The organism is Paenibacillus sp. FSL W7-1332, from assembly GCF_037969785.1.
In the GTDB taxonomy this organism is placed as follows: Bacteria; Bacillota; Bacilli; order Paenibacillales; family Paenibacillaceae; genus Paenibacillus_AQ.
In genome coordinates, this window is sequence record NZ_CP150209.1 from 3,215,655 (window position 1) to 3,235,457 (window position 19,803).

A 19,803-nucleotide genomic window follows, 5' to 3' on the forward strand; every position below is an offset into this window, starting at 1 on the left:
ATTAAAAACAGCGCGACAGCGCTATCAAGGTATACGCTGGTCGCATGAAATTTAATGGGGATATGCCGTATCAAATTCGACGCCGCACGGACCGCCATTCGAATTGATGTCGAGATTGACTTCCGTGCCGTCCTCCCGGAATAATGGCCGATAGAAAGCACCGATCCTGGCTGCCGAGGCGTTGGCGTAGTGGCAGATGAAGGCTCGGCGAAAACGGTTGGATTTGTTACGGTAGGAGCCGTGGATCAGGTTGCCGTTAAAGAACAGCACATCGCCTTTGTCCATGATCGCCGGGAGGGCCTTGCTGTCCTTGGGCGGCTTTACGAAATGGGTGGTGAACGACTCGTTCGAGTCGGCTTCCTCCGGGCACACCAGAGCATAATCACTTGTTTTCGGAACGACGAGCAACCCGCCGTTCTCTTCATTAGACGCATCGATTGCGGTCCACGCCGCGATACAGTTCCCCGGCTCGACCTGCAGGTAAAAGTTGTCCTGGTGCAGCGCTTGTCCGCGGGAACCCGGGGGTTTGTAATAGAACATGCTTTGAGCCGCGAGTGCCGGCTCGCCATACAAATCGGCCAGTACATCCATAACAGGCTTGTGCAGCATATATTTCATCGCGGTCGGATTAAAGCGGTGCGGATGCATCACACGGGGATAACGCTTCAGCGGTTCGACAACTTCCTCATCCAACACCGGCTCAAAGTGGCCAGGAACGGTAGTATGGCTGATCTCCTCAAACGTTGCTTCGATTTCTGATACCTCCTCCTGGCGGAAGAGCCCTTTTACGATTAAATAACCTTCCGTTTCGAACAATTGCAACTGTTCTTGAGTCAATACTCTTGGCTGCTTTTGCATGGGAATGCCTCCTGTACGTTTATTGTTTTTCCTATTGACAATAGAATATCGCCTGCTTAACTTGAGAGGAAGTCAGTTTTCTGCTTATTATTAACGGGATTCTGCTATTCTGTTATTACAGGTACAAAAGGAGGAGAGGTTCATGCGAACGCCGGCGGGCAGGCAGGTGAAACCCTTAGAAAGTACCGGTACCATATTCGGCGACCATTTCGATCAAGACGATGCTTATCGCTTACGTCGCCCTCATGGCATGAAGGATTGGCTGCTTGTATATACGCTGCATGGGGAGGGCTATGTCCGTACGCCTGCCGGAGAGAAGCGCTGCGGACCCGGGCAGCTTGGCCTACTGCGCGCCAATATCGCGCATGAATACGGAACAGTGAAGGGGAAACGCTGGAACTTCCTGTGGATCCATTATCCCGGACTTCCGGAAAACAGGATGCTGCGTTATGAGGAGTTTCTAGTCGAAACGCTGCCCGATGAACGTGTCCGTGGGCGAGTCGAGCAAGCATTTCGGAATGTACTTCAAGATTCACTGGATCGTTTGGACCTATGGGAGGCGCTGTGTGAGAATTCGTTGCGTGAAATTTTGCTCCTGCTTGCGCAGCGGATGAACAAAAGACTCGATCCCAGAGTCGAGCAGACTCTTGGTTTGCTGTCCCGATCGTTAAAAGAAGATATTCGAATCGACGAGATATCGCGAGAGATCGGAATATCGGGGTCAAGGCTGGCCCACTTGTTCAAGCAAGAAACGGGGTACACCATTGTGGAGCATCTGAATCAAATGAGGGTTCGCCATGCCGCCTTATTGATGACCCATTCCGGCCGTACGGCGAACGAAGCCGCGTTGGATGTCGGGTTTAACAGTTACAATCATTTTGCCGATCAGTTTCGCAAACAGTACGGGGTTTCGCCGAGGCAGTACCGCCAGGCGTGCAAGCCTACATGAAGGCTGCCAGGCTTACGTTATCCATGAATCGTACAAATAGAGCTGCCTGCAAGAGCGCTGTGTAGAATCACGCTGTACAACCTCCACTGGCCAGCAGCATGGCTTCGGTATTGAATGCAACGACGCCGATCTGGACCATGATCATCGGGTTGCTGTTCTTCGGCTCCGTGTTTAGGCGGATTCAATGGAGGGGCATGGGCATCGCGCTTGTCGGACTGATCATTCTGCTCGGCATTCGACCTGGATCATTTATTACCGTCGATTTCATTGGGTTTGCGACAATGATAGGTGCTACTTTGTGTTACGCCGTTGGTTCGCAGTTATCCAAACGTTTATTGGGCGGACTGAGTATGTATCAGTTAACGTTCGCTACATTGCTTGGGGCAATGGCAGGGAGTGGAGTGATCGCTCTTACAACGGAAACGGTTGAGCTTGCCAAAATCGCGGAGCCTGCCAATATAGGTTCTCTTGTTGGCCTGGGCATATTCGGTTCTGGCGTGGCCTATATTCTGTTCAATTATATGGTCTTGAAAGGGAGCCCCGAGTTCGCGACATCCGTCACTTATCTCGTGCCTGCAACGGCGATGATCCGGGGATATACACTGCTGGATGAACCGATTGGGTGGAGCCTGATCATCGGCCTAATTCTCATTTTATCCGGGGTGTTTATCACCAACCGTGGCGGACGAACACAAAAAGAAAGAGTTGCTGCTGTACCTAAATAACACTCAATAGCACCAAGAAGGACTGCTAAAGAGGCAGTCTTTCATTTTTTTATCCCCGCGTTGTACCTTAACTGAAGCATTCAAGAAATTAAGGGATTTCGATATAAACGAAAGTGAAGAATTTCCTAAAGAGCTTCCTAAAGAAGGAAGGATGCCGGATTTGAGACGAATTGACATTTTGCTCCGGACCGCTTAAATTGCGGCTTTTTTCTTGTTTACCGTCGGGTTTAGTTATTTATTTATTGGGTTCCAAACTTTAAATTTTCGATGAAGATTTTGCGATTATTCTACCACTTTTGCAAAATCCACTTTGACCCTTAACGAGACAAATGTAAGAAAGCAAAATAAATATCGATTGACACCATCTTGCTATTTGCCTAATATACGGGCCAGACGACCCGGGTCCAAGTTCTGGATTCTACTTACAAGGGCTTGTCAATGCATTGAAAAAGGAGGATCCGTATACAAAAACCGAGACGAACGCCCGTTCGATACCCGCATGCATGCGCAGTGGTCTTTCGGGAAGACAACGATTGATTCCAAGGAGGTTATTTATGAGATTTAGAAAAGGTGGCAAGTACCAGGTCTTGATGCTTGCAATTTGTTTTATATTGGCATGCTCAGGAGGCAGCGGTGTCGCAGCTGCTTCCGGGGAGAGCAGGCTGGCTCAAAAAACATATGGAACACCGGAAGAAATTCTGGTCCCGAACAACTATACGGTGGCTGTGTTCAACGGTACAACTGGCAAGGAAGAGGGCCGCAACGTGCTTTACGCGACCAGTAAAGGAAAGCCGGGGCATCTTAACGTGATCGACCTGGAGGATTATAAACTGCTGCGGAGCATTCCGATCGGACCCTCCGAAAGCTCATGGGCACATACAACGGCACCGGACGGAACATTGTTCCTTGCGGCTGACGGTGGCGGAGCCAGGCTGTGGAGTTACTCACCGGTTACTCATGTCCCTGTGCAAGTGGCACAGTTCGACGGCCAGTCGGTTCCGAACAGCATCACCACGGATGAACAGGGCCGCGTGTATGTCGGAACCTATCCCGGCGGCAAAGTGTATCAGTATGACCCGGCTACAAAGCAAACCAAAGATTACGGCCGCGTCATCGGGTTGCTTGACCAGGAATATGTACGCTCCATTGCTTACCAGGGCGGCAATATATATGCCGGCACCGCGCATAAGCAGATCGTACGCGTGAATTTAGCAACCGGGGAGAAAACAAATATCGCTGCTTCCCTTCCGATTAAAGAAGACACCGTGTATGACCTGAGCACGATTGATAACCGTTATTTGTTTGCCAGATATACGGACGGAAGCGGCATTCCTGGAGAGGCGTTTATCTACGATACGCAGACGGAAAGCTGGCTGGATGTTGTGCTCGAGAATGTAACGGGGCTGCACGCAACGGACTCGCTTGACGGAAAACTGTATTATATGTCCGACAAGAAGCTGAAAACGTTTAATCTTGCCACGCATGAGGTCGAGTTAACCGGAATGGAGTACAACAGCGGATTTCGGGGAGTAGATTGGGTTGAATTTCCCCATAATCCGGAATACCCAGGCAAAAATCTGGTGACCGTCCGTTATGACGGCGGCGTTACGATCATGAATATCGAAACGAAGCAAGTGCACCTGTTGCCGCCTGTTATTCCGGGTCTGCCCGGCGTTGTCAACCGGTTGAAAAGCGTGTCCGATACGGAGCTGATCACCACCGGCTCGCAGGCGCGATCCTCGCTCGTCGATCTGACGGATAACACCGCAACGCCGTTCAGCATCGGCCAAGCGGATAGCGTTCATGCCGTAGGCAATAAAGTCTATATGGGCGTGTACCCGGAGGGCGGACTGTACGAGTTCGATTTATCGACGGAGCCTGGAACGAACAATCCGAAGCGACTGGCCGTACTGGGCAACGATCAGGAGAGGCTGGTAGATATCTCCAGTTCCAAAGGCAAGCTCTACATTTCGACGATTTCCGGTTACGGCACGTTGGGCGGCTCGTTGACCGTTTATGATACCGTCACCGGTGAAATCAACGTTCATCGCAATGTCGTCCAGAATCAGAGCGTGCTCAGCACGACGGTACATGACGGCAAGGTGTTCGGTTCCACCACGATTCGAGGCGGACTGGGTTCTGAGCCGACGGAAGCGGAAGCGAAGATTTTTGTCTGGGATGAGGAGACGCAGCAAAAAATCGCCGAGTTTCCCCTTCGGGTTCCCGGACTGGATAAGCCGATATTCATCGGCGATCTTTCCGCCGGTCCGGACGGTTTGATCTGGGGGGCATCCTATGAGTATATTTTTGCGATCGATCCCGATACGTATCAAGTTGTGAAGAGCAAAAAAGTGTATCCAAGCTTAAACTTCAGCCAATGGGCTCACCACCCGCTGCGTTGGGCGGAGGATGGACTGCTCTATGTGCTGTTTAACAACAAACTGACGGTCATTGACCCTGAAACGCTGGAGCATCGGACATTAGCCGACACCTCCCGATTCGATCTACATGCGGACGGGAATCTCTATTTCACGGACATGCAAACCAATACGATTCTATATCGGATGGAAGTTGACGGTGAGGTCGTGGAGGAACCGCCGCATACGGCTGTTCCCGTCACCAATCCCGGCTTCGAAGAGGAGTTGAAGGGTTGGGGCCCGTTATTCGCTCCAGGCAACGGTTACCGCTATGATCGCAGCACAGAACGCAGTTTCACGGGAACGCACAGCCTGAAGATTACGGACACGCTGAGAACGGCATCTGTTGCCGTTCAGAGTGATCCTATTCCCGTCATTCCGGGAGAGGAATATACGGCGGGCATGAATCTCTATATTGAATCCGGTCAGCCTGGCTTTATGTTCCGATTCTTTGATAGCAATAACGCGACCATCTCCACCTTGGAAACCCATTTGGATGAATCGCGATTGGCCCAATGGCAGAAAGTGACGCTAAGAGGGAAGGCTCCAGCTAATGCGGCTTATGCAAAACTGATAGCGGTAACTTCCAGATACAATGTGGCAACAGCCTATTATGACGATTTCTTTGTAACGGTAAAAGACAGTGTGCCGCCCGTCTCCACGGTTAGTCTATCGCCTTCTCCCAACGAGAACGGCTGGGTGAATTCCGATGTGTCCTTGTCCATCTCTGCCGACCGCGCGTACTCCATTGCATACGCTGCGGAAGGGGCACAGCCAATAGAGAAGACTACAATAAAAGGGAATACGGCCCAGCTTGAAATCACGAAGGAAGGCGTCACGACGGTCACCTATTCCGCCACTAACTTCTCAGGCGTGCCTGAGGTTCCGGGGACGCTGAAGGTGCAGATCGACAAGACGGCACCTGTCGTTGAATTCACCGGTGAGCGTACGTACACCGTAACCGATTCTGTATACGTTTCGTGCAGTGCCGTCGACAGTCTGTCTGGGTTAGCTGACAATCCTTGTTCTCATTCACTGATTGAACGTCCTGCCTATTTCTTCGAGCCGGGATCCCACGATATCTCCGTCAAGGCAATCGATCTGGCGGGAAATAAAACGGAAGCGGTCTTTCGTTTCGAGGTGATTGTAACGTATGACAGCTTGTCCGCGCTTGCAGCGCATTTCGCCGCGAGCGATCCAGGACTCGCACAATCGCTGTCAAGTAAACTCCTCCATGCCAAAGAGGCCGAGAATAGAGGTAACACCTCTGCCAAGGAAGGCATGCTGAACGCCTTTTCCAATCAAGTTAGCGCACAATCCGGCAAAATATTGACGGGCGAACAAGCAAAAATACTTGCCAAACTGGCAGGTTACCTGTAAGCAGACGAAAGCTTCAGCCATTTTAAAAACACGACACTTTTTTTCCATATCGTCGTATCGTCGTCCATATAGTAGGAACAGCCGCGTGAATTACGCGGCTTTTTTTGTTGTCAACCAAACGCATGGAATGGATTGTTTCTCATCATTAACAATGGCTGTACCGTCGAAATTTGTCATAACAAAAGTGCAATTTATACTTCTAAAGTAGCAATTTTTCGATGTCATATTGACTGGAAATTGAATGCTAACTAGAATGTGTTATAACAAATAATCAATACATTCAAAATTGTTAGTACAAGTAAGTTACGAAAAGGAGGTGATGCATTGCCAACGGAAGCCGATATTAGTCGACCACCGTGGCTAATATTTACTTACTATTTTGATCGAGAAAAAGGAGGTCATGACAAAGCATGGACGCCCGATTAAACTCGGCATCCCCACAGCCCGCTCCAAAGTCCAACAAATGGACGCATGTTAAAAGGCAGCTCAAGCGAAATATCGGGTTGTATATCATTATCTCGCCGGCGGTGCTTTATTTTTTGATCTGGCATTATTGGCCGATGTACGGCGTTCAGATCGCCTTCAAGGATTTTATGCCTGGCCTTGGCATTTGGAACAGTCCATGGGTCGGGTTCGAGCACTTCGAGCGGTTATTTGACGCTTATTATTTTTGGACGATTCTGAAGAATACCATCGGGATCAGTTTATACGGTCTGTTGGTTGGCATTCCCGCTCCGATCTTGCTTGCGCTTTTGTTCAACGAGATTCGAAATCGTAAATTCCGCTCATTCGCCCAAAGCATCTCCTACGCACCGCACTTCATTTCGGTTGTGGTCGCGGTCGGTATTCTGTTCTTCTTTATCTCGCCGACGAATGGCGTCTTCAACTCCATCCTTGTTTCCTTGGGGAGGGAACCGGTCGATTATCTGGCAGAGCCATCGAAATTCTGGCATCTATACGTCTGGTCGGGCGTATGGCAAGGAGTTGGCTGGTCTTCGCTCATCTACAGCGCTGCCATCTCGGGCATCTCGCCTGACCTGTATGAGGCGGCTTATATGGACGGGGCCAGCAAATTTCGGCGAATTTGGCATATCACGATTCCCGGCATCGTTCCGACCATCGTGATCCTGTCCATCTTGAGCGCCGGCGGCATCATGAGTGTCGGCTTCGAGAAAATTCTGTTGATGCAAAACGCGATGAACCTGGAAACCTCCGAGGTGATCTCCACTTACATGTACAAGAGCGGACTGCTTAACACCCAATACAGTTTTTCGGCGGCAGTCGGCCTGTTCAACAATGTGATCAATTTTATCATCCTGATTATCGTTAATGCGGTTGCACGCAAAGCGGGGGAGACCAGCTTATGGTAGAGGTCGTCGATGCAGGATTAAGGAGGGAATGTAAGAAGTGCTGCTGAACATCAAACGAACGCCTGGAGAAAAGCTGGCCGATATCATCATTCTAGTGCTGTCCATTCTGGTAATCATCGTCATTTTGTACCCGCTTCTCTTTGTCTTGTTTGCTTCATTTTCCGATCCGCGCCAAATTTGGGACAAGCCGCTGCTGCTGTTCCCGGCAGGCTTCAATCTTGACAGTTATGCCAAAGTGTTCGAGAACAGCGAGATCTGGAGAGGGTATGCCAATACGCTTCTGTATACATTCATAGGGACGGCGATCAATATTATGATGACGGTATTTGGCGCTTATCCGCTCTCCAGAAAGCGTTTTTACGGCAAGGGACTGTTTACGCTGCTGTTTGCTTTCACCATGTTTTTCGGCGGCGGGCTGATCCCTCTTTATTTGGTAAACAAGGAGCTCGGACTTCTGAACACGATGTGGGCCTTGGTACTGCCTGGTGCGATCAGCGCCTACAACATGATTATTATGCGAACCTACTTCCAGACCCGGATTCCGGTGGAGCTCGAAGAGAGCGCCTACGTCGACGGCTGCAATGATTTTCATATGCTGTATCGAATTGTGCTGCCTTTGTCGATGCCGATCATTGCCGTAATGATCCTGTTCTACGGGGTCGGCCATTGGAACTCATATTTTGACGCTATGATTTATTTGACGGATCGTAGTAAATTCCCGCTGCAGCTGATTTTAAGAGAAATACTGGTTCAGAACGACTTCAAGGAAATGGCCGGAATATCGGTCGGTGCCGAATATGCGGATCAGATGATGGTCAAGGAAGGCTTGAAATATGCGATCGTTGTATTATCCGCGCTGCCGCTGCTCCTGTTGTATCCGCTGCTGTCGCGTTTCTTTGAGAAAGGCATCATGGTGGGAGCTATCAAAGGGTAAGCCGATATTGAGAGCGGTTATTACCGCTTGGAACTCATAATCATGAAAAGAGGGGATATGGATATGAGAAAAGGAATGAAACTTCTGCTTGCCATAACAATGTCATTTTCGTTGACGATTTCCGCCTGCGGCGGTTCAGGGGGGAAGGCGGAGCCGGAACCGGCCGGAACGGACGGAGATCCCGGGAACATCAAGCTAAGGATCGTCAAGCGCGGGTATACCGATGTGCATCCTCCGGCCGATCAATTATGGATGTGGCAAAAATACGAAGAAATGTCCGGCATTCAAGTCGAATTTGAGGAGCTGGCGGGTTCCGCCGTCAACGAACGAAAAAATGTCATGCTTGGCTCCAACGACCTCCCGGATGCATTCTATCGCATTGCTTTCGGTACCGACGAGCTGATGAAATACGGCAAACAGGGCTTATTTGTTCCGCTCGAGGACCTGATTGAGCAGCATGCTCCGAATTTGAACAAACTCCTGAAGGATAATCCGGACATTAAGGGAGCCATCACGATGTCGGACGGGCATATTTATGCCCTGCCTTACGTCGATTTCTCTAAAGCGTTCAATTCCGTTCGCCTGTATATCAATAAGGATTGGCTGGATGAAGCAGGGCTTGAAGTGCCCAAGACGACCGAGGAGTTCCGACAAGCGCTCATGAAGGTTCGGGAGAAGGACAGCTCCCGTCTCGGGTGGGTGCTTGAATCGCAGTACTGGACTTTCCTGGAGAGCTTTCTGGCCGGCAGCTTCGGCATGGGGGAAGGCGGTGCCAAGGCATTCGGTCAATATCTATATAAGGACGCGGACGGACAGGTTAAGACAACGTTTAATGATCCGAAGTACAGAGAGCTGCTCCGTTACATGAGCGATTTGTACAAGGACGGGTCACTGGCCCAGCAAAATTTTACGACAGGCTATGATTATGCGAAGTGGTCTACGGACGGCTCCAACAATCTGATCGGTTCGTTTGTATGGGAAGGACCGGGATATATCGGTAAGGATGCAGCCGAGAACTATGTGGGCATTCATGCCCTCGAGGGGCCGAACGGGGATAAAGTCGCCGGGGTGCTGGGGCCGCCAGCCAAAGGGATCTTCGGCTTTGTCATCACCAACAAAAACAAATATCCGGTTGAAACCATCAAGTGGATCGATTATTTCTATGGGGAGGAAGGGATTAACTTTGCCACCTTTGGACTTGAGGGCGAAACCTATGATATGGTTGACGGCAAACCGAAATACAAGGATGAGATTCTAAATTACAAGGGCGGCGTGCAGTTGGGCGCTTTCCAATATGTTGATAATGTGTATGGTGCTTATTATCCATATGTTGAGCCAGACGACGATTTGCGGATGGCGGCGCGTGGGACGACGGTAGCCGACGAGATTAAGGCGGATCCGGCTGAGCTGGATCAGTTAGCGCCCCAAGAGCTTTGGCCAGATTTTGTTCCTACGGATGAGGAAGCCAATCAAACGAGCGCGATCCTGACCGATATCAATAAATACATTGAGGAGATGCGGGTGAAGTTTGTGACGGGGAAAGCCAGCCTGGACACGGACTGGGATAACTACGTAAAGACTCTGGACAAAATGGGAGCCCAGAGCTACTTGGATATCAAACGAGCGCAGTATGAACGTTATACAAATGTAAAGTAATCGAAATGACTCGAAGTAGGAAGATAGGAGCGGTTTACATGCCAATGATGCAAACGCTATAATTTTAGTACGACAAGATTTACACTGGAAAATAGATATAGATGGGATGAGAACCAAGTTGACCAAAGACAATAAACCACCGCTGTATCGCGTGATGATGGATGAGCTGAAATCACAAATTTCTTCAGGCCACTATGCTCCTGAAGCCCAGCTTCCTACGGAGTCCGAGCTAAGCTCCACCTTCGGCGTGAGCCGTATTACAACAAGAAGAGCGCTTGAGGAGCTGGAGCGGGACGGGTTTATCTACCGTGTCAAGGGAAGCGGCAGCTTTGTTAAACCCCGGCAACGTGGGCAGGAGCAGCGGTCGGTTGGAATGGATAAAATGATATCGCTGATCCTGCCTTCCGAAGACGATCGCGGCACGATGGGATATATTCGCGGAGCTTCGGACTGGCTCAACGCGAACGGTTACTATTTGAGTATTCACCAAAGCGACTACGATTCCCAGAAAGAACGCGATCTGCTGGAAATGCTGACCCGAAAGGGCATTGCGGCCATTATATTGTATCCGCGGAACGATCAGACGAATTACGACATTCTGCATCGACTTTGCCTTGAGGATTATCCGATCGTGACGATCGATAAATATTTTGACAGTCTGCCGCTTGGGGCGGTGGTTTCTGACAATTTCAGTGGATCCTATCAAGCCGTATCCAGGCTGATTGAGCTCGGTCATCGAAAGATCGCGTTTCTTACAGCAGTCAGCATTGAATCAACCTCCTCGGTGCGCAACCGGTATTTCGGATACTGCCAAGCGCTGAAGGACCATGGACTTCCTGTGGATAGCCGTTATATCAGGCTGAATATGAAGGATTATCGAGAGAAGGTTGGCTTTGAACGATTTTATAATGAGCTGCTGGACTCTTACCGGACGGAAGGGGTAACGGCTGTTCAGACGGAGAATGATCTGATCGCCGCCAACCTGCTGAACCGCTGTTTGGAACGAGGGATCCGTATTCCGGAGGATATTTCGATCATAGGCTTTGATAATAATCCTGTCACAGAGCATGTCATGATTCCGCTGACCACCGTTGAGCAGAATTTTTACGAGATTGGACGCCAAGCTGCCGAACATGTTGTAAACTGGCTCGAGAGAGGGAAACAGACACCGGACCGGACACTGATCCCCGTCAAGCTGGTGGAGCGTGATACAACCGCAGCAGCTCCGAGAGGGAAAGTCACGAAGTAGATAGGATAGAAAGGATGATATGAAGGCTGATTGCCGGGCAGGGCTTCTTCCTGTTGCAATCAGCCTTTTTATAGGTATGTAAAAGTTGAGTATAAAAATTCTCTACTTACTCAATCACTCCGAAAGGATGGTACATTATTTAGAGGCATGGACTTCGATAAGCGCTGTCCATTTGAGAGATCTACCTGACCAACAGGCGATTTGAACTCCCTCCGAACACGTAAAGATGACACCTAGCGAACCAAGACATGAAAGGAGGTGAACAACATGTGTACGATTCATATGCTGGTGGGGATACCCGGCAGCGGAAAAAGCTATTATGCCAAACAATTATGCAAAAGCGAGCGGGCCGTCATCGTTGCGACGGACTCGATCCGTGAAAGATTGTTCGGCAGCGAATCCAAACAGAAAAATACGTATCTGGTATTTGATGCAGCTTTCGCCGAGATCGAACAGGCGCTTGCGTCCGGACGAAATGTCGTTTTTGATGCCACCAATGTCAGCCGGGAGCGGAGACAGAAGTTCCTGAAGCGATTTGGCGATCGATCGGTGGAATGCCATATCTGCACAACCCCTTATGAAGTGGCTCTGGAAAGAGTCAAGGGACGAAAACGCCGGCTCGACGAGAAGATCATGACGAAATATGCCAAGAACCTTGAATTTCCTGTCATGAGAGAAGGATTCAGTGATCTGCATCTCGTTCATGAGCACGGCGAAACGCAGCTTACAAGAGAAGAACTGGAAGTGCTGTTAACACGCAGACCGGGTCATGATGAGTTATTTCTCTACTTGTCTCAATCTCCCTATTTCAATGTGATGCTGGGATATGATCAGGAGAATCCGCATCATTCCAAAACGTTGTCGGAGCATACGTATGCCGTGCTGGAATATATCAATGCTTTCTATGAAGGCGAGCATCTGCTGGCTATGCAATTAGCAGCGCTGTTCCATGACGCGGGCAAGCCGTTCTGCAAAGTATGGAAGCAAGCAAGAGGGTACTATTCCTATTATGGGCACGAGCACGTATCGGCAAGCATTGCCTGCCATACATTGAAGGACCTTGGGTATGATGATGCATTCATTCAGCACGTCGTTCAACTTGTGAGCTTTCATATGGAAATTTTGCATGGAGGGGATGCAGGGGCATCCAAAATCTATCATTTGTTAGGCGAAGATAGGCTGGCTGAGCTGTATTTCTTCGCAGAAGCCGATACCTTCGGCAAATAAGGAGGTGAACAACGATGAAAATAAAGTATCCCAAAACGATGCATTTGCCTTGGTCCAGAGGGTATACGGATGACGATAAGATTTTACGAAACACGGACCATTTTACGGGACAGGAGGTCGTCATTACCGAGAAAATGGACGGGGAGAACACCACGATGTACCCCGGTTTCATTCATGCGAGATCGCTGGACAGCAAGGATCATCCTTCCCGTCATTATGTGAAGACGCTGCATGGGGGCATCAAGTATATGATTCCGGAGGGTTACCGTCTCTGCGGGGAAAACGTATATGCCAAGCATTCGCTTTTGTATTCGGCGCTGCCGTCCTACTTCATGCTGTTCTCCGTATGGAATGAGTTGAATGTGTGCCTGTCATGGGATGAGACGGAGGAATGGGCGGAACGTCTGGGGCTGGTCACGGTTCCTGTCTTGTACCGGGGAATCTGGGACGAGGATGCTGCCAAGTCTTGTTATACGAAGCAGTCAGACTGCGGCGGGGAGCAGGAAGGTTATGTGGTTCGGCTGGCTTCCGCATTTGCATATGACGACTTTAAGCGCAGCGTTGCCAAGTTCGTTCGCAAGAATCACGTACAAACCGACGAACATTGGCTAAGCAAACCGATCGAACCGAATCAATTGGCAACTGCGGAATAGACGATGGGTGAGTGTAATAAACATTAAATATTAGAAAATGAGGTGCTGATCATGTAATTCCAGATTGCTTTTTATATGAGATAATGTAAATAGATAAAGACAGGAGCTGCCGCTTAAATCGGGGCTTTTTTTATTGTTGTTTGTACATAGGGTTACCACATTTTGTTAGTTCAAGTATAATGAACCTATACATATGGATCAGAATACAGACCCTCATTATTTCATGATAGGAGTGTAAAGATGAATATGAAGATGTTTCGAGTTTCTGCTCCTTCAGGGATCAGATTGATGATATCGATGTTGATTTTAATCGCTATTCTTCTTGGAAATATAATAAGAGGCCATGAAGAAAGGGACTTCTTTTATTATGCCTGCATGGTGTGGTTAGTTTTTTGTTCCGCCGTATTCCTCATCTCCGTATATCGAACCTATCTGATGAAACCAGGCATGTTGGAAATGACTCAAGACGGAATCGTCATAAACGGTACAGTAATTAACGTTGAAGCTGTGAAATGTTTGCTGATCAACCATGACAGGAAACCGGTGGTCGGGATTAAACTGAAAGGGCGTGCAATCGTACCTCTAAAGTTATGTTTTACGTTCGCGGAGGAGCAGACGGAGGGAATCAGGCAGCTGGAGTTTTGGGCACGCGAAAGACAGGTGAAGGTGTCTAAAGTTTTTTTTATGAGATGGCTGTAGAAAGCACTTACTTATTATTCCACTTAAAGGAGGATGATAATGGAGGGGTTATACTCATTTATTCTCCTTGTTATTTGTGTTGGTCAATGGGTCTTAAGGAAGATCATCGACGTCGGCGAGGAAGAGATGCGTGATACACCGGTGCATAAATGGTATCTTCTGGGCTCATGGGCTTTATTAATTCCGATACTCATCCTTATATGGACGATGGATAGGAGCAGACCCAATCCCATATGGCCGTTCTTATTATCCGTAATCTTCTGCTTTCGCGGATATATGGAGTGGAAATACATGCGTGAAAGCAGGCACCATCAAGTTTCAATCCTATTGGCTGCAGTTTCGCTTTTCTTCACAGGATTGATGATATTCATTCTCTTATTAAAATATTAAAAAAAGCAATCAAAAAGAAATGTCCCGGAGATGGGTCAGCTATAATGTAATCAGGTGTTTAGACATGGATTACATTATGGGGAGAGGCTAACATGAATAATATGTTCAATCATGTAGATATGACTCAAATCTTAAACCGAATCGACGCATTAAGCGCTCAATCACAACCGGTATGGGGAAAAATGGATGCTGCCCAAATGCTGTCTCACTGCTCCGCGTTCCAAGACATAGCCATGGGCATCACAAACCCGCCAAGAGGCTGGTTAGGTAGGTTGGTAGGGAATCTCGCGAAGCCTGTGTTTTATAATGAAAAACCGTTACCCCGCAATATGTCTACGATTCCGGATATTTTGATTGCGGATCCAAGAGAATTTGAAACGGAAAGAGAACAATTGAAAGAAAAAATTATAGCATTCCAAAAGAACGGACCTGAGCGATGTACCACGCATCCTCATGCATTCTTCGGTAAATTGACTCCGGAGCAATGGGGGAGGGGATTATACAAGCATCTGGACCATCACTTGAAACAGTTTGGTGTGTAAGGCTCAAGAAACCTGTGCAGTATGGATGCTTATATCCCCCCGTAGAGCCATCCCAACGAAGGTTGGCTCTACGAGGTTGAAGGGTTTTGCTGCAGATTATGTATTTTTTTATAACCAATCCTCGTATTTCTCCATAGTAAACTCGCCTTCCAGCTCCAACCGGGTATCCGGCTTACTGCCGTCATAATAGTTGACGTCCATCGTCGTACCCGTCCAATATACGTAAAATACGCCATTTCCTCGATACTCGATACGTCCCCGGTTATCATTCACCTCTTGGTGTTCAAAATAATACAGCCTTGCATCCAGGCTTCTGGAGTTCTCGTTGTAACCCTGGGCAATCGTAAATTCCAGCGGAGCAAAGACATCGAGTTTTAACGTATCCAGATAAATCGTAAGCTCCGCATCCGGATTGTTCAATAATTCATTCGAGTCCGGTAAAGACTGGAGCGGCTCGGGTTCCGTCTCTGTCTCGAACCAGAGCATGATTTGCGGCCGTTCATTGACTTGGCTGCGGGTTGCATAGGCTTTGGATCCGGCCAAAGCGTGTTTTTCGGTTCCGTTATAACGGATTAAAGTTAAAGTTCCTGTCATGCGAATCTCCTTATTTATTATCTCTTATGAACATTGAATCATCGCACCTTTCGATTACATATACCTTGTAATGGTACGGTTAGATTAAACGATCAGACATCTTTACTGAAGCGATAAATATTCCAGCAGGGCATCCATTTGCTCGCTTCCCAAAAGATCAGTCAGTGATGGCATCACATGGGCGAGAAAATCCGGTTTGGTCTCATAGGTTTCTTCGTCGCTGGTTTCACCTTGGAAATGAAGAGCACCTTGAATGAGAATGGACAGCGCGTGAAAGCAATCCGCAAGCGAATTCGCGATCAGCTTTGGCTCGCCACCTTCGAATGCGGCATATACGGGCGAACCACTGGCTTGGACGTCTACAATCAGCGGATCATCATTCACATTGGCAATGACGAGGTGATGGGCTAGCCAAGTGCTCGATTCCACGATTTCACCACCGTCGCTAATCCAGCGATAACCCAATTGCTGCCGGGCCAGATGCTCAGGAGAAACAAAGTAGATAACCGCCGATTCTCCGATCTCAACCGCCGCGTTTTTCATTTTATGGGTTCCTTCGGCCATAGCGTCAATCATCTCATAATGGCTATATAGATAGGTCAGCTCAGGGGACAGCGTGATACGTTCATCCACGGGTGGCATCCGGACCTCGGACCGCTGTCGTATTTCATGATCGGTGAAGAGCCCGAAATCCCGATTATATAAGTCCTGTTGTTCTATGAATCTCGTTAAAGCGGCTTCCAGTTCCAGCATTTATTTCATCCCTTCCAGCATATTAATCGAATTATAACACGCCAAGTCACCGTGGGTTAAGCGTGGGGAATACAAACTCAGGAATGCAATATGGTAGAATATTCCCTATGAGGAGGCAACGAGAGATGAAATATGAGTTCAATATTACAGCGTCAATTTCCCAGCTCGTATGGTATCCGGATGAATGGTCTGACGAGTATAAGGTGCACCCGAACTTCCAAGCGGTGATGGATCTGCTTGGCATAACCGTTCCCGTAAGAAATATATATGAACGGTACTTCGATAGTCCTGTGAACAGCGGACATGTTCTGGTATTCCGTGAGGTGGAGGATTCGGTTTCCTGCATCGTGCTGGACACGTATCGCGATCCGCTGGATCAGCTGGATATGATTCAATTGGGTTGGCGGAGCCATAGTGGGGATTATGAGATTCGCCGGCTATCCCGCAAATTTTATGATGAATGTGAGTTTGCGGTCCGCTATCAGGAAGGACAATCGGTATTGTACGAACTGCTGTGCGAAGATCGATACCCACGGCAATTCCATTATGATACAGTTTTTGAGCAGAAGATGAAACGATTTGTGAATCTCATGGATTCATAAAAGCCTAAGGAGTGAGCAAGTTTGAATATTTCTAAAGCGAATCTTCGTCCTTTTCCAGCTTATGAGGATATATGGAGCGGTACCGGCAGCATTTTCTCCCGATTCTCTCCCTGAACCTGAAATGTCTCTTTCCCGAGGAGGATCAGTGGCTGCACTTTGTATCCGTTAAAGAAATTCACGAAGGCAGTGTCGGTGAAGAGACGGCCTCCGAACACACGGCGTACACGAAGGAGGATATGTTTGGTTTTGATGTGGTGGATGGTAAATATCGCTTCGAGACCGGTTGGAACTACTTCTTGCTCGAGCAGGAACCCGATCATGAAACACTGATAGAAGCCTATGCCGACAATGAGCGGGACTTCATGGCTCGCAAGCAATTCTATGAAGAGAAGGGACATATCTTCCCATACTCGTCGTTCGGTCGCGCTGCCGGATCGTCGGATGAGCTGAAAAGTGAATACCAGGAAAAGCTGGAGAAGGGCTGGGGATTGAGCTTTCCTGAGATCAACGGACTCCTGGATGACATCGGATATATGTCGGAAGAAGCCCAGCGGGATCTGCAGGAGGAGGGCGAGTCGCTGGAAGATTGGCTCAGGTTTGAGCAGACCAATCTGCTTCATGTGCCTCGTACGCCGGAGGGAGAGACATTTACATATATAGGTCGGTTAACGGGATATTTCTTTCAGGCCTACGGGGCTGATGCGTTATATCTATTCTACTCAAAGGAACTGTGCAAGGCAGTCATTTGCTTGGAATATACTTGAACTGCGACTTAACCTAGGCAATGATGACGAATGTCCAGGTTAGAAATACAAGCAGCCTCGTGAATGGAGGGCTGCGAGATCATTCTTGTTGATCCGCCTCTAAGGCCCATTTCGCTCGATAAGCGGCAGGGGGGATGCCCTTGAACTTGGTGAACAGTCTTGTGAAGTAATGAACGGATGAGAACCCGGTTCGCTCTGCAATCACCTTGATGGGATCTTGGGTGTGCTGGAGCATTAACTCGGCTGCCCGGATTCGTTCGGTGCGAACCATAGTGGTAAAGGATTCATGAATGCTCTCCGCAAACAATCGGGATAATTGCCGCTCGGACACATTCAGGTAAGCCGCCACTTCGGGTAGTGACACAGGCCCGCTGAGATTGTCTCTTATGTACAACTTTGCCTTTTGAATGAGTTGTAGCGCGGATGATAGGAGTGGAGCGCTTTCGAAGCTGCCGGAAGCCCCGAGCAGTCCAGGAAAGGATTGCAGGAGTACATGCGCCAGCTTGGGCAGAAGCGATGCAGGCAGCGAGTCATCGGATTCCGACCGGATCAGCATGGATTTCCATATTTGGGTGGCGGGTGATTCGCCCGCATGCTCGGTCCAAACAGCACATCGATCAAGCGCTTCCATGTATTTCACCGATACATCGGGAGCTGACGGTTTCTCTATCGCTTCGAACGCAACGAACAACAGATTCAGATCGTGAACGTCTTTAATCTGATGTAACCGACCTGGGCGTGTACAGAAAGCTACCCCTTCATATAAGGGATAAGTCTGATTTTCGTCCGTATATACACCGGTCCCGCCGTCCACATAACATATCTCATAGAATGAATGCCGATGTATGGAATTGGCCGTCAAATGCCGGACGGTCCCCCAGTAATGGACAAGAAATGAGAGGCTTTCACCCTCAAGCCGTCCCGCATAACGATTAAGGCGTTCCTCGCTTTGGCTCCAATGATACAAGGCAGTTTACAGCTCCTTTGGCGTAATTTTGCAAAACGTCGTCATCCCCGTGCAAATACGATTTCGCTTGCCCTTACTATAATTAAACTAGATATTCCATAAAATATCGAGAGGGTGCATGGTGATGATTGACGAGAAGGATGTGCAATTTTACAAAGAGAATGGGTACCTGCTGGTCCGGGGCGTTTATAATCAACAGGAAGTTGAGGATATGAGAGCGGCAGTTGATGGGATCATCCAGAGGGCGGCACGCGCCAAATCGGATCAAAACCATGCCTGGCAAGGTGACTTCCTGCCGCCTGAGCAGCTTAAGAAGCTGGTCCTGAAAGGTTTTCACGATGTGCACTATCATGATGCCGCGTTCATGCGAGCGGCAATCCATCCCCGTATGACAGAAGTTTTGAACGGAATCATCGGACCGAATGTGCAGCTGCATCACTCGAAAATGCTGGTGAAGCCTCCTGCTAACGGGGCCGCGTTTCCCATGCATCAAGACTATCCGTATTTCCCACATCGCGATCACACCATGTTAGCAGCCAGCGTTCATCTCGACGATGCCGATATGGAGAACGGCTGCCTATGCGTTGTGCCGGGGTCCCATAAACAGGGGGTTTTGCCGCATATCGGCGCTTACTATTTGAACCACAAGGAGTTTCCATTATCTTCGGGAACCCCGTGCCCAGCCAAGGCGGGCGATGTGCTCTTCTTTAATTACTTGACCATTCATGGCTCGGACGTGAACCGGAGCGATCGAACGCGGAGAAACATCCTATACCAATATCGTGATGCAGCGGATGTCCCTACAGCGGATGTTCACTTCGATTGGGGAATGGGCCTAATGGTAAGCGGAACCAATCCGGATTTCAACAACGTGAAGCCAAAATATGAAATCATCGGTTCGAAGTGACCACATCATAGTGCTGATCCCTTTGCTGAATTTAAAGCAGCTTAAAGCCCCCTGCGGGGCTTTTTTCTATGCCTGAAATTCATGGCTGTTCATGTTCACAACTAACATGTAAAAATATTTCGTTGTAATGTCAGCCAGCCCCCCTATACTAGATGATAATAGATCGG

The 19,803-nt window shown here is 48.8% G+C and carries 17 protein-coding genes and 2 pseudogenes; 15 read left to right on the forward strand and 4 right to left on the reverse strand.

What is annotated here, in order from left to right:
* Window positions 1-51: 51 nt before the first annotated feature.
* Window positions 52-858 carry a phytanoyl-CoA dioxygenase family protein gene (locus tag MKX98_RS14385; protein WP_339223680.1) on the reverse strand — a complete coding sequence of 269 codons (807 nt, stop codon included), beginning with the start codon at window positions 856-858 and terminating at the stop codon, window positions 52-54.
* Between the two features lie 142 nt (window positions 859-1,000).
* Here MKX98_RS14385 and MKX98_RS14390 point away from each other — a divergent pair, with 142 nt between their 5' ends.
* From MKX98_RS14390 to MKX98_RS14445, 12 genes and pseudogenes are all read left to right on the forward strand, one after another.
* A complete protein-coding gene (locus MKX98_RS14390; RefSeq protein WP_339223682.1) occupies window positions 1,001-1,807 on the forward strand; it encodes a helix-turn-helix domain-containing protein in 807 nt (268 codons plus the stop codon).
* A gap of 86 nt (window positions 1,808-1,893) precedes the next feature.
* Window positions 1,894-2,532: pseudogene (locus tag MKX98_RS14395) on the forward strand (EamA family transporter); the annotation flags it as partial.
* Between the two features lie 554 nt (window positions 2,533-3,086).
* Window positions 3,087-6,329 (forward strand): hypothetical protein, encoded by a 3,243-nt coding sequence (locus MKX98_RS14400; protein ID WP_339223684.1) that lies wholly within the window; start codon window positions 3,087-3,089, stop codon window positions 6,327-6,329.
* Between the two features lie 410 nt (window positions 6,330-6,739).
* Entirely contained in the window at window positions 6,740-7,699 is a 960-nt protein-coding gene (locus MKX98_RS14405; protein WP_071221841.1) for an ABC transporter permease subunit, read from the forward strand.
* A gap of 37 nt (window positions 7,700-7,736) precedes the next feature.
* Window positions 7,737-8,633 (forward strand): carbohydrate ABC transporter permease, encoded by an 897-nt coding sequence (locus MKX98_RS14410; protein ID WP_194542376.1) that lies wholly within the window; start codon window positions 7,737-7,739, stop codon window positions 8,631-8,633.
* 63 nt (window positions 8,634-8,696) lie between these two features.
* Window positions 8,697-10,289: an ABC transporter substrate-binding protein gene (locus MKX98_RS14415; protein ID WP_339223686.1), complete on the forward strand. Its 1,593-nt coding sequence runs from the start codon at window positions 8,697-8,699 to the stop codon at window positions 10,287-10,289.
* A 106-nt stretch (window positions 10,290-10,395) separates the two neighbouring features.
* Window positions 10,396-11,538: a GntR family transcriptional regulator gene (locus MKX98_RS14420; protein ID WP_233354846.1), complete on the forward strand. Its 1,143-nt coding sequence runs from the start codon at window positions 10,396-10,398 to the stop codon at window positions 11,536-11,538.
* A gap of 267 nt (window positions 11,539-11,805) precedes the next feature.
* Window positions 11,806-12,765, forward strand: coding sequence for an AAA family ATPase (locus MKX98_RS14425; RefSeq protein ID WP_339223687.1), 960 nt, complete (start codon window positions 11,806-11,808; stop codon window positions 12,763-12,765).
* A gap of 14 nt (window positions 12,766-12,779) precedes the next feature.
* Window positions 12,780-13,418: an RNA ligase family protein gene (locus MKX98_RS14430; protein WP_220685497.1), complete on the forward strand. Its 639-nt coding sequence runs from the start codon at window positions 12,780-12,782 to the stop codon at window positions 13,416-13,418.
* Between the two features lie 375 nt (window positions 13,419-13,793).
* Complete coding sequence (locus MKX98_RS14435) at window positions 13,794-14,117, forward strand: hypothetical protein (protein WP_339223690.1); 324 nt, start codon at window positions 13,794-13,796, stop codon at window positions 14,115-14,117.
* 126 nt (window positions 14,118-14,243) lie between these two features.
* Window positions 14,244-14,507: a DUF4181 domain-containing protein gene (locus MKX98_RS14440; protein WP_339224440.1), complete on the forward strand. Its 264-nt coding sequence runs from the start codon at window positions 14,244-14,246 to the stop codon at window positions 14,505-14,507.
* Window positions 14,508-14,599: 92 nt separating this feature from the next.
* Window positions 14,600-15,049 carry a DUF1569 domain-containing protein gene (locus tag MKX98_RS14445; RefSeq protein WP_339223691.1) on the forward strand — a complete coding sequence of 150 codons (450 nt, stop codon included), beginning with the start codon at window positions 14,600-14,602 and terminating at the stop codon, window positions 15,047-15,049.
* A 108-nt stretch (window positions 15,050-15,157) separates the two neighbouring features.
* On the opposite strand, the gene MKX98_RS14450 is transcribed toward MKX98_RS14445, so the two are convergent.
* Both MKX98_RS14450 and MKX98_RS14455 read right to left on the reverse strand, forming a co-directional pair.
* A complete protein-coding gene (locus MKX98_RS14450; RefSeq protein ID WP_339223692.1) occupies window positions 15,158-15,643 on the reverse strand; it encodes a hypothetical protein in 486 nt (161 codons plus the stop codon).
* A 102-nt stretch (window positions 15,644-15,745) separates the two neighbouring features.
* Window positions 15,746-16,396, reverse strand: a complete 651-nt coding sequence (locus MKX98_RS14455; protein ID WP_194542383.1) for a hypothetical protein — start codon at window positions 16,394-16,396, stop codon at window positions 15,746-15,748.
* A gap of 125 nt (window positions 16,397-16,521) precedes the next feature.
* Here MKX98_RS14455 and MKX98_RS14460 point away from each other — a divergent pair, with 125 nt between their 5' ends.
* Window positions 16,522-16,998 (forward strand): hypothetical protein, encoded by a 477-nt coding sequence (locus MKX98_RS14460; RefSeq protein WP_339223694.1) that lies wholly within the window; start codon window positions 16,522-16,524, stop codon window positions 16,996-16,998.
* 21 nt (window positions 16,999-17,019) lie between these two features.
* A pseudogene (locus MKX98_RS14465) lies at window positions 17,020-17,762 on the forward strand (siderophore biosynthesis protein).
* Window positions 17,763-17,841: 79 nt separating this feature from the next.
* Here the strand turns inward: MKX98_RS14465 and MKX98_RS14470 are convergent.
* Window positions 17,842-18,729, reverse strand: coding sequence for an AraC family transcriptional regulator (locus MKX98_RS14470; RefSeq protein WP_194542386.1), 888 nt, complete (start codon window positions 18,727-18,729; stop codon window positions 17,842-17,844).
* Between the two features lie 124 nt (window positions 18,730-18,853).
* Here MKX98_RS14470 and MKX98_RS14475 point away from each other — a divergent pair, with 124 nt between their 5' ends.
* Entirely contained in the window at window positions 18,854-19,636 is a 783-nt protein-coding gene (locus MKX98_RS14475) for a phytanoyl-CoA dioxygenase family protein (RefSeq protein ID WP_339223697.1), read from the forward strand.
* Window positions 19,637-19,803 lie beyond the last annotated feature (167 nt).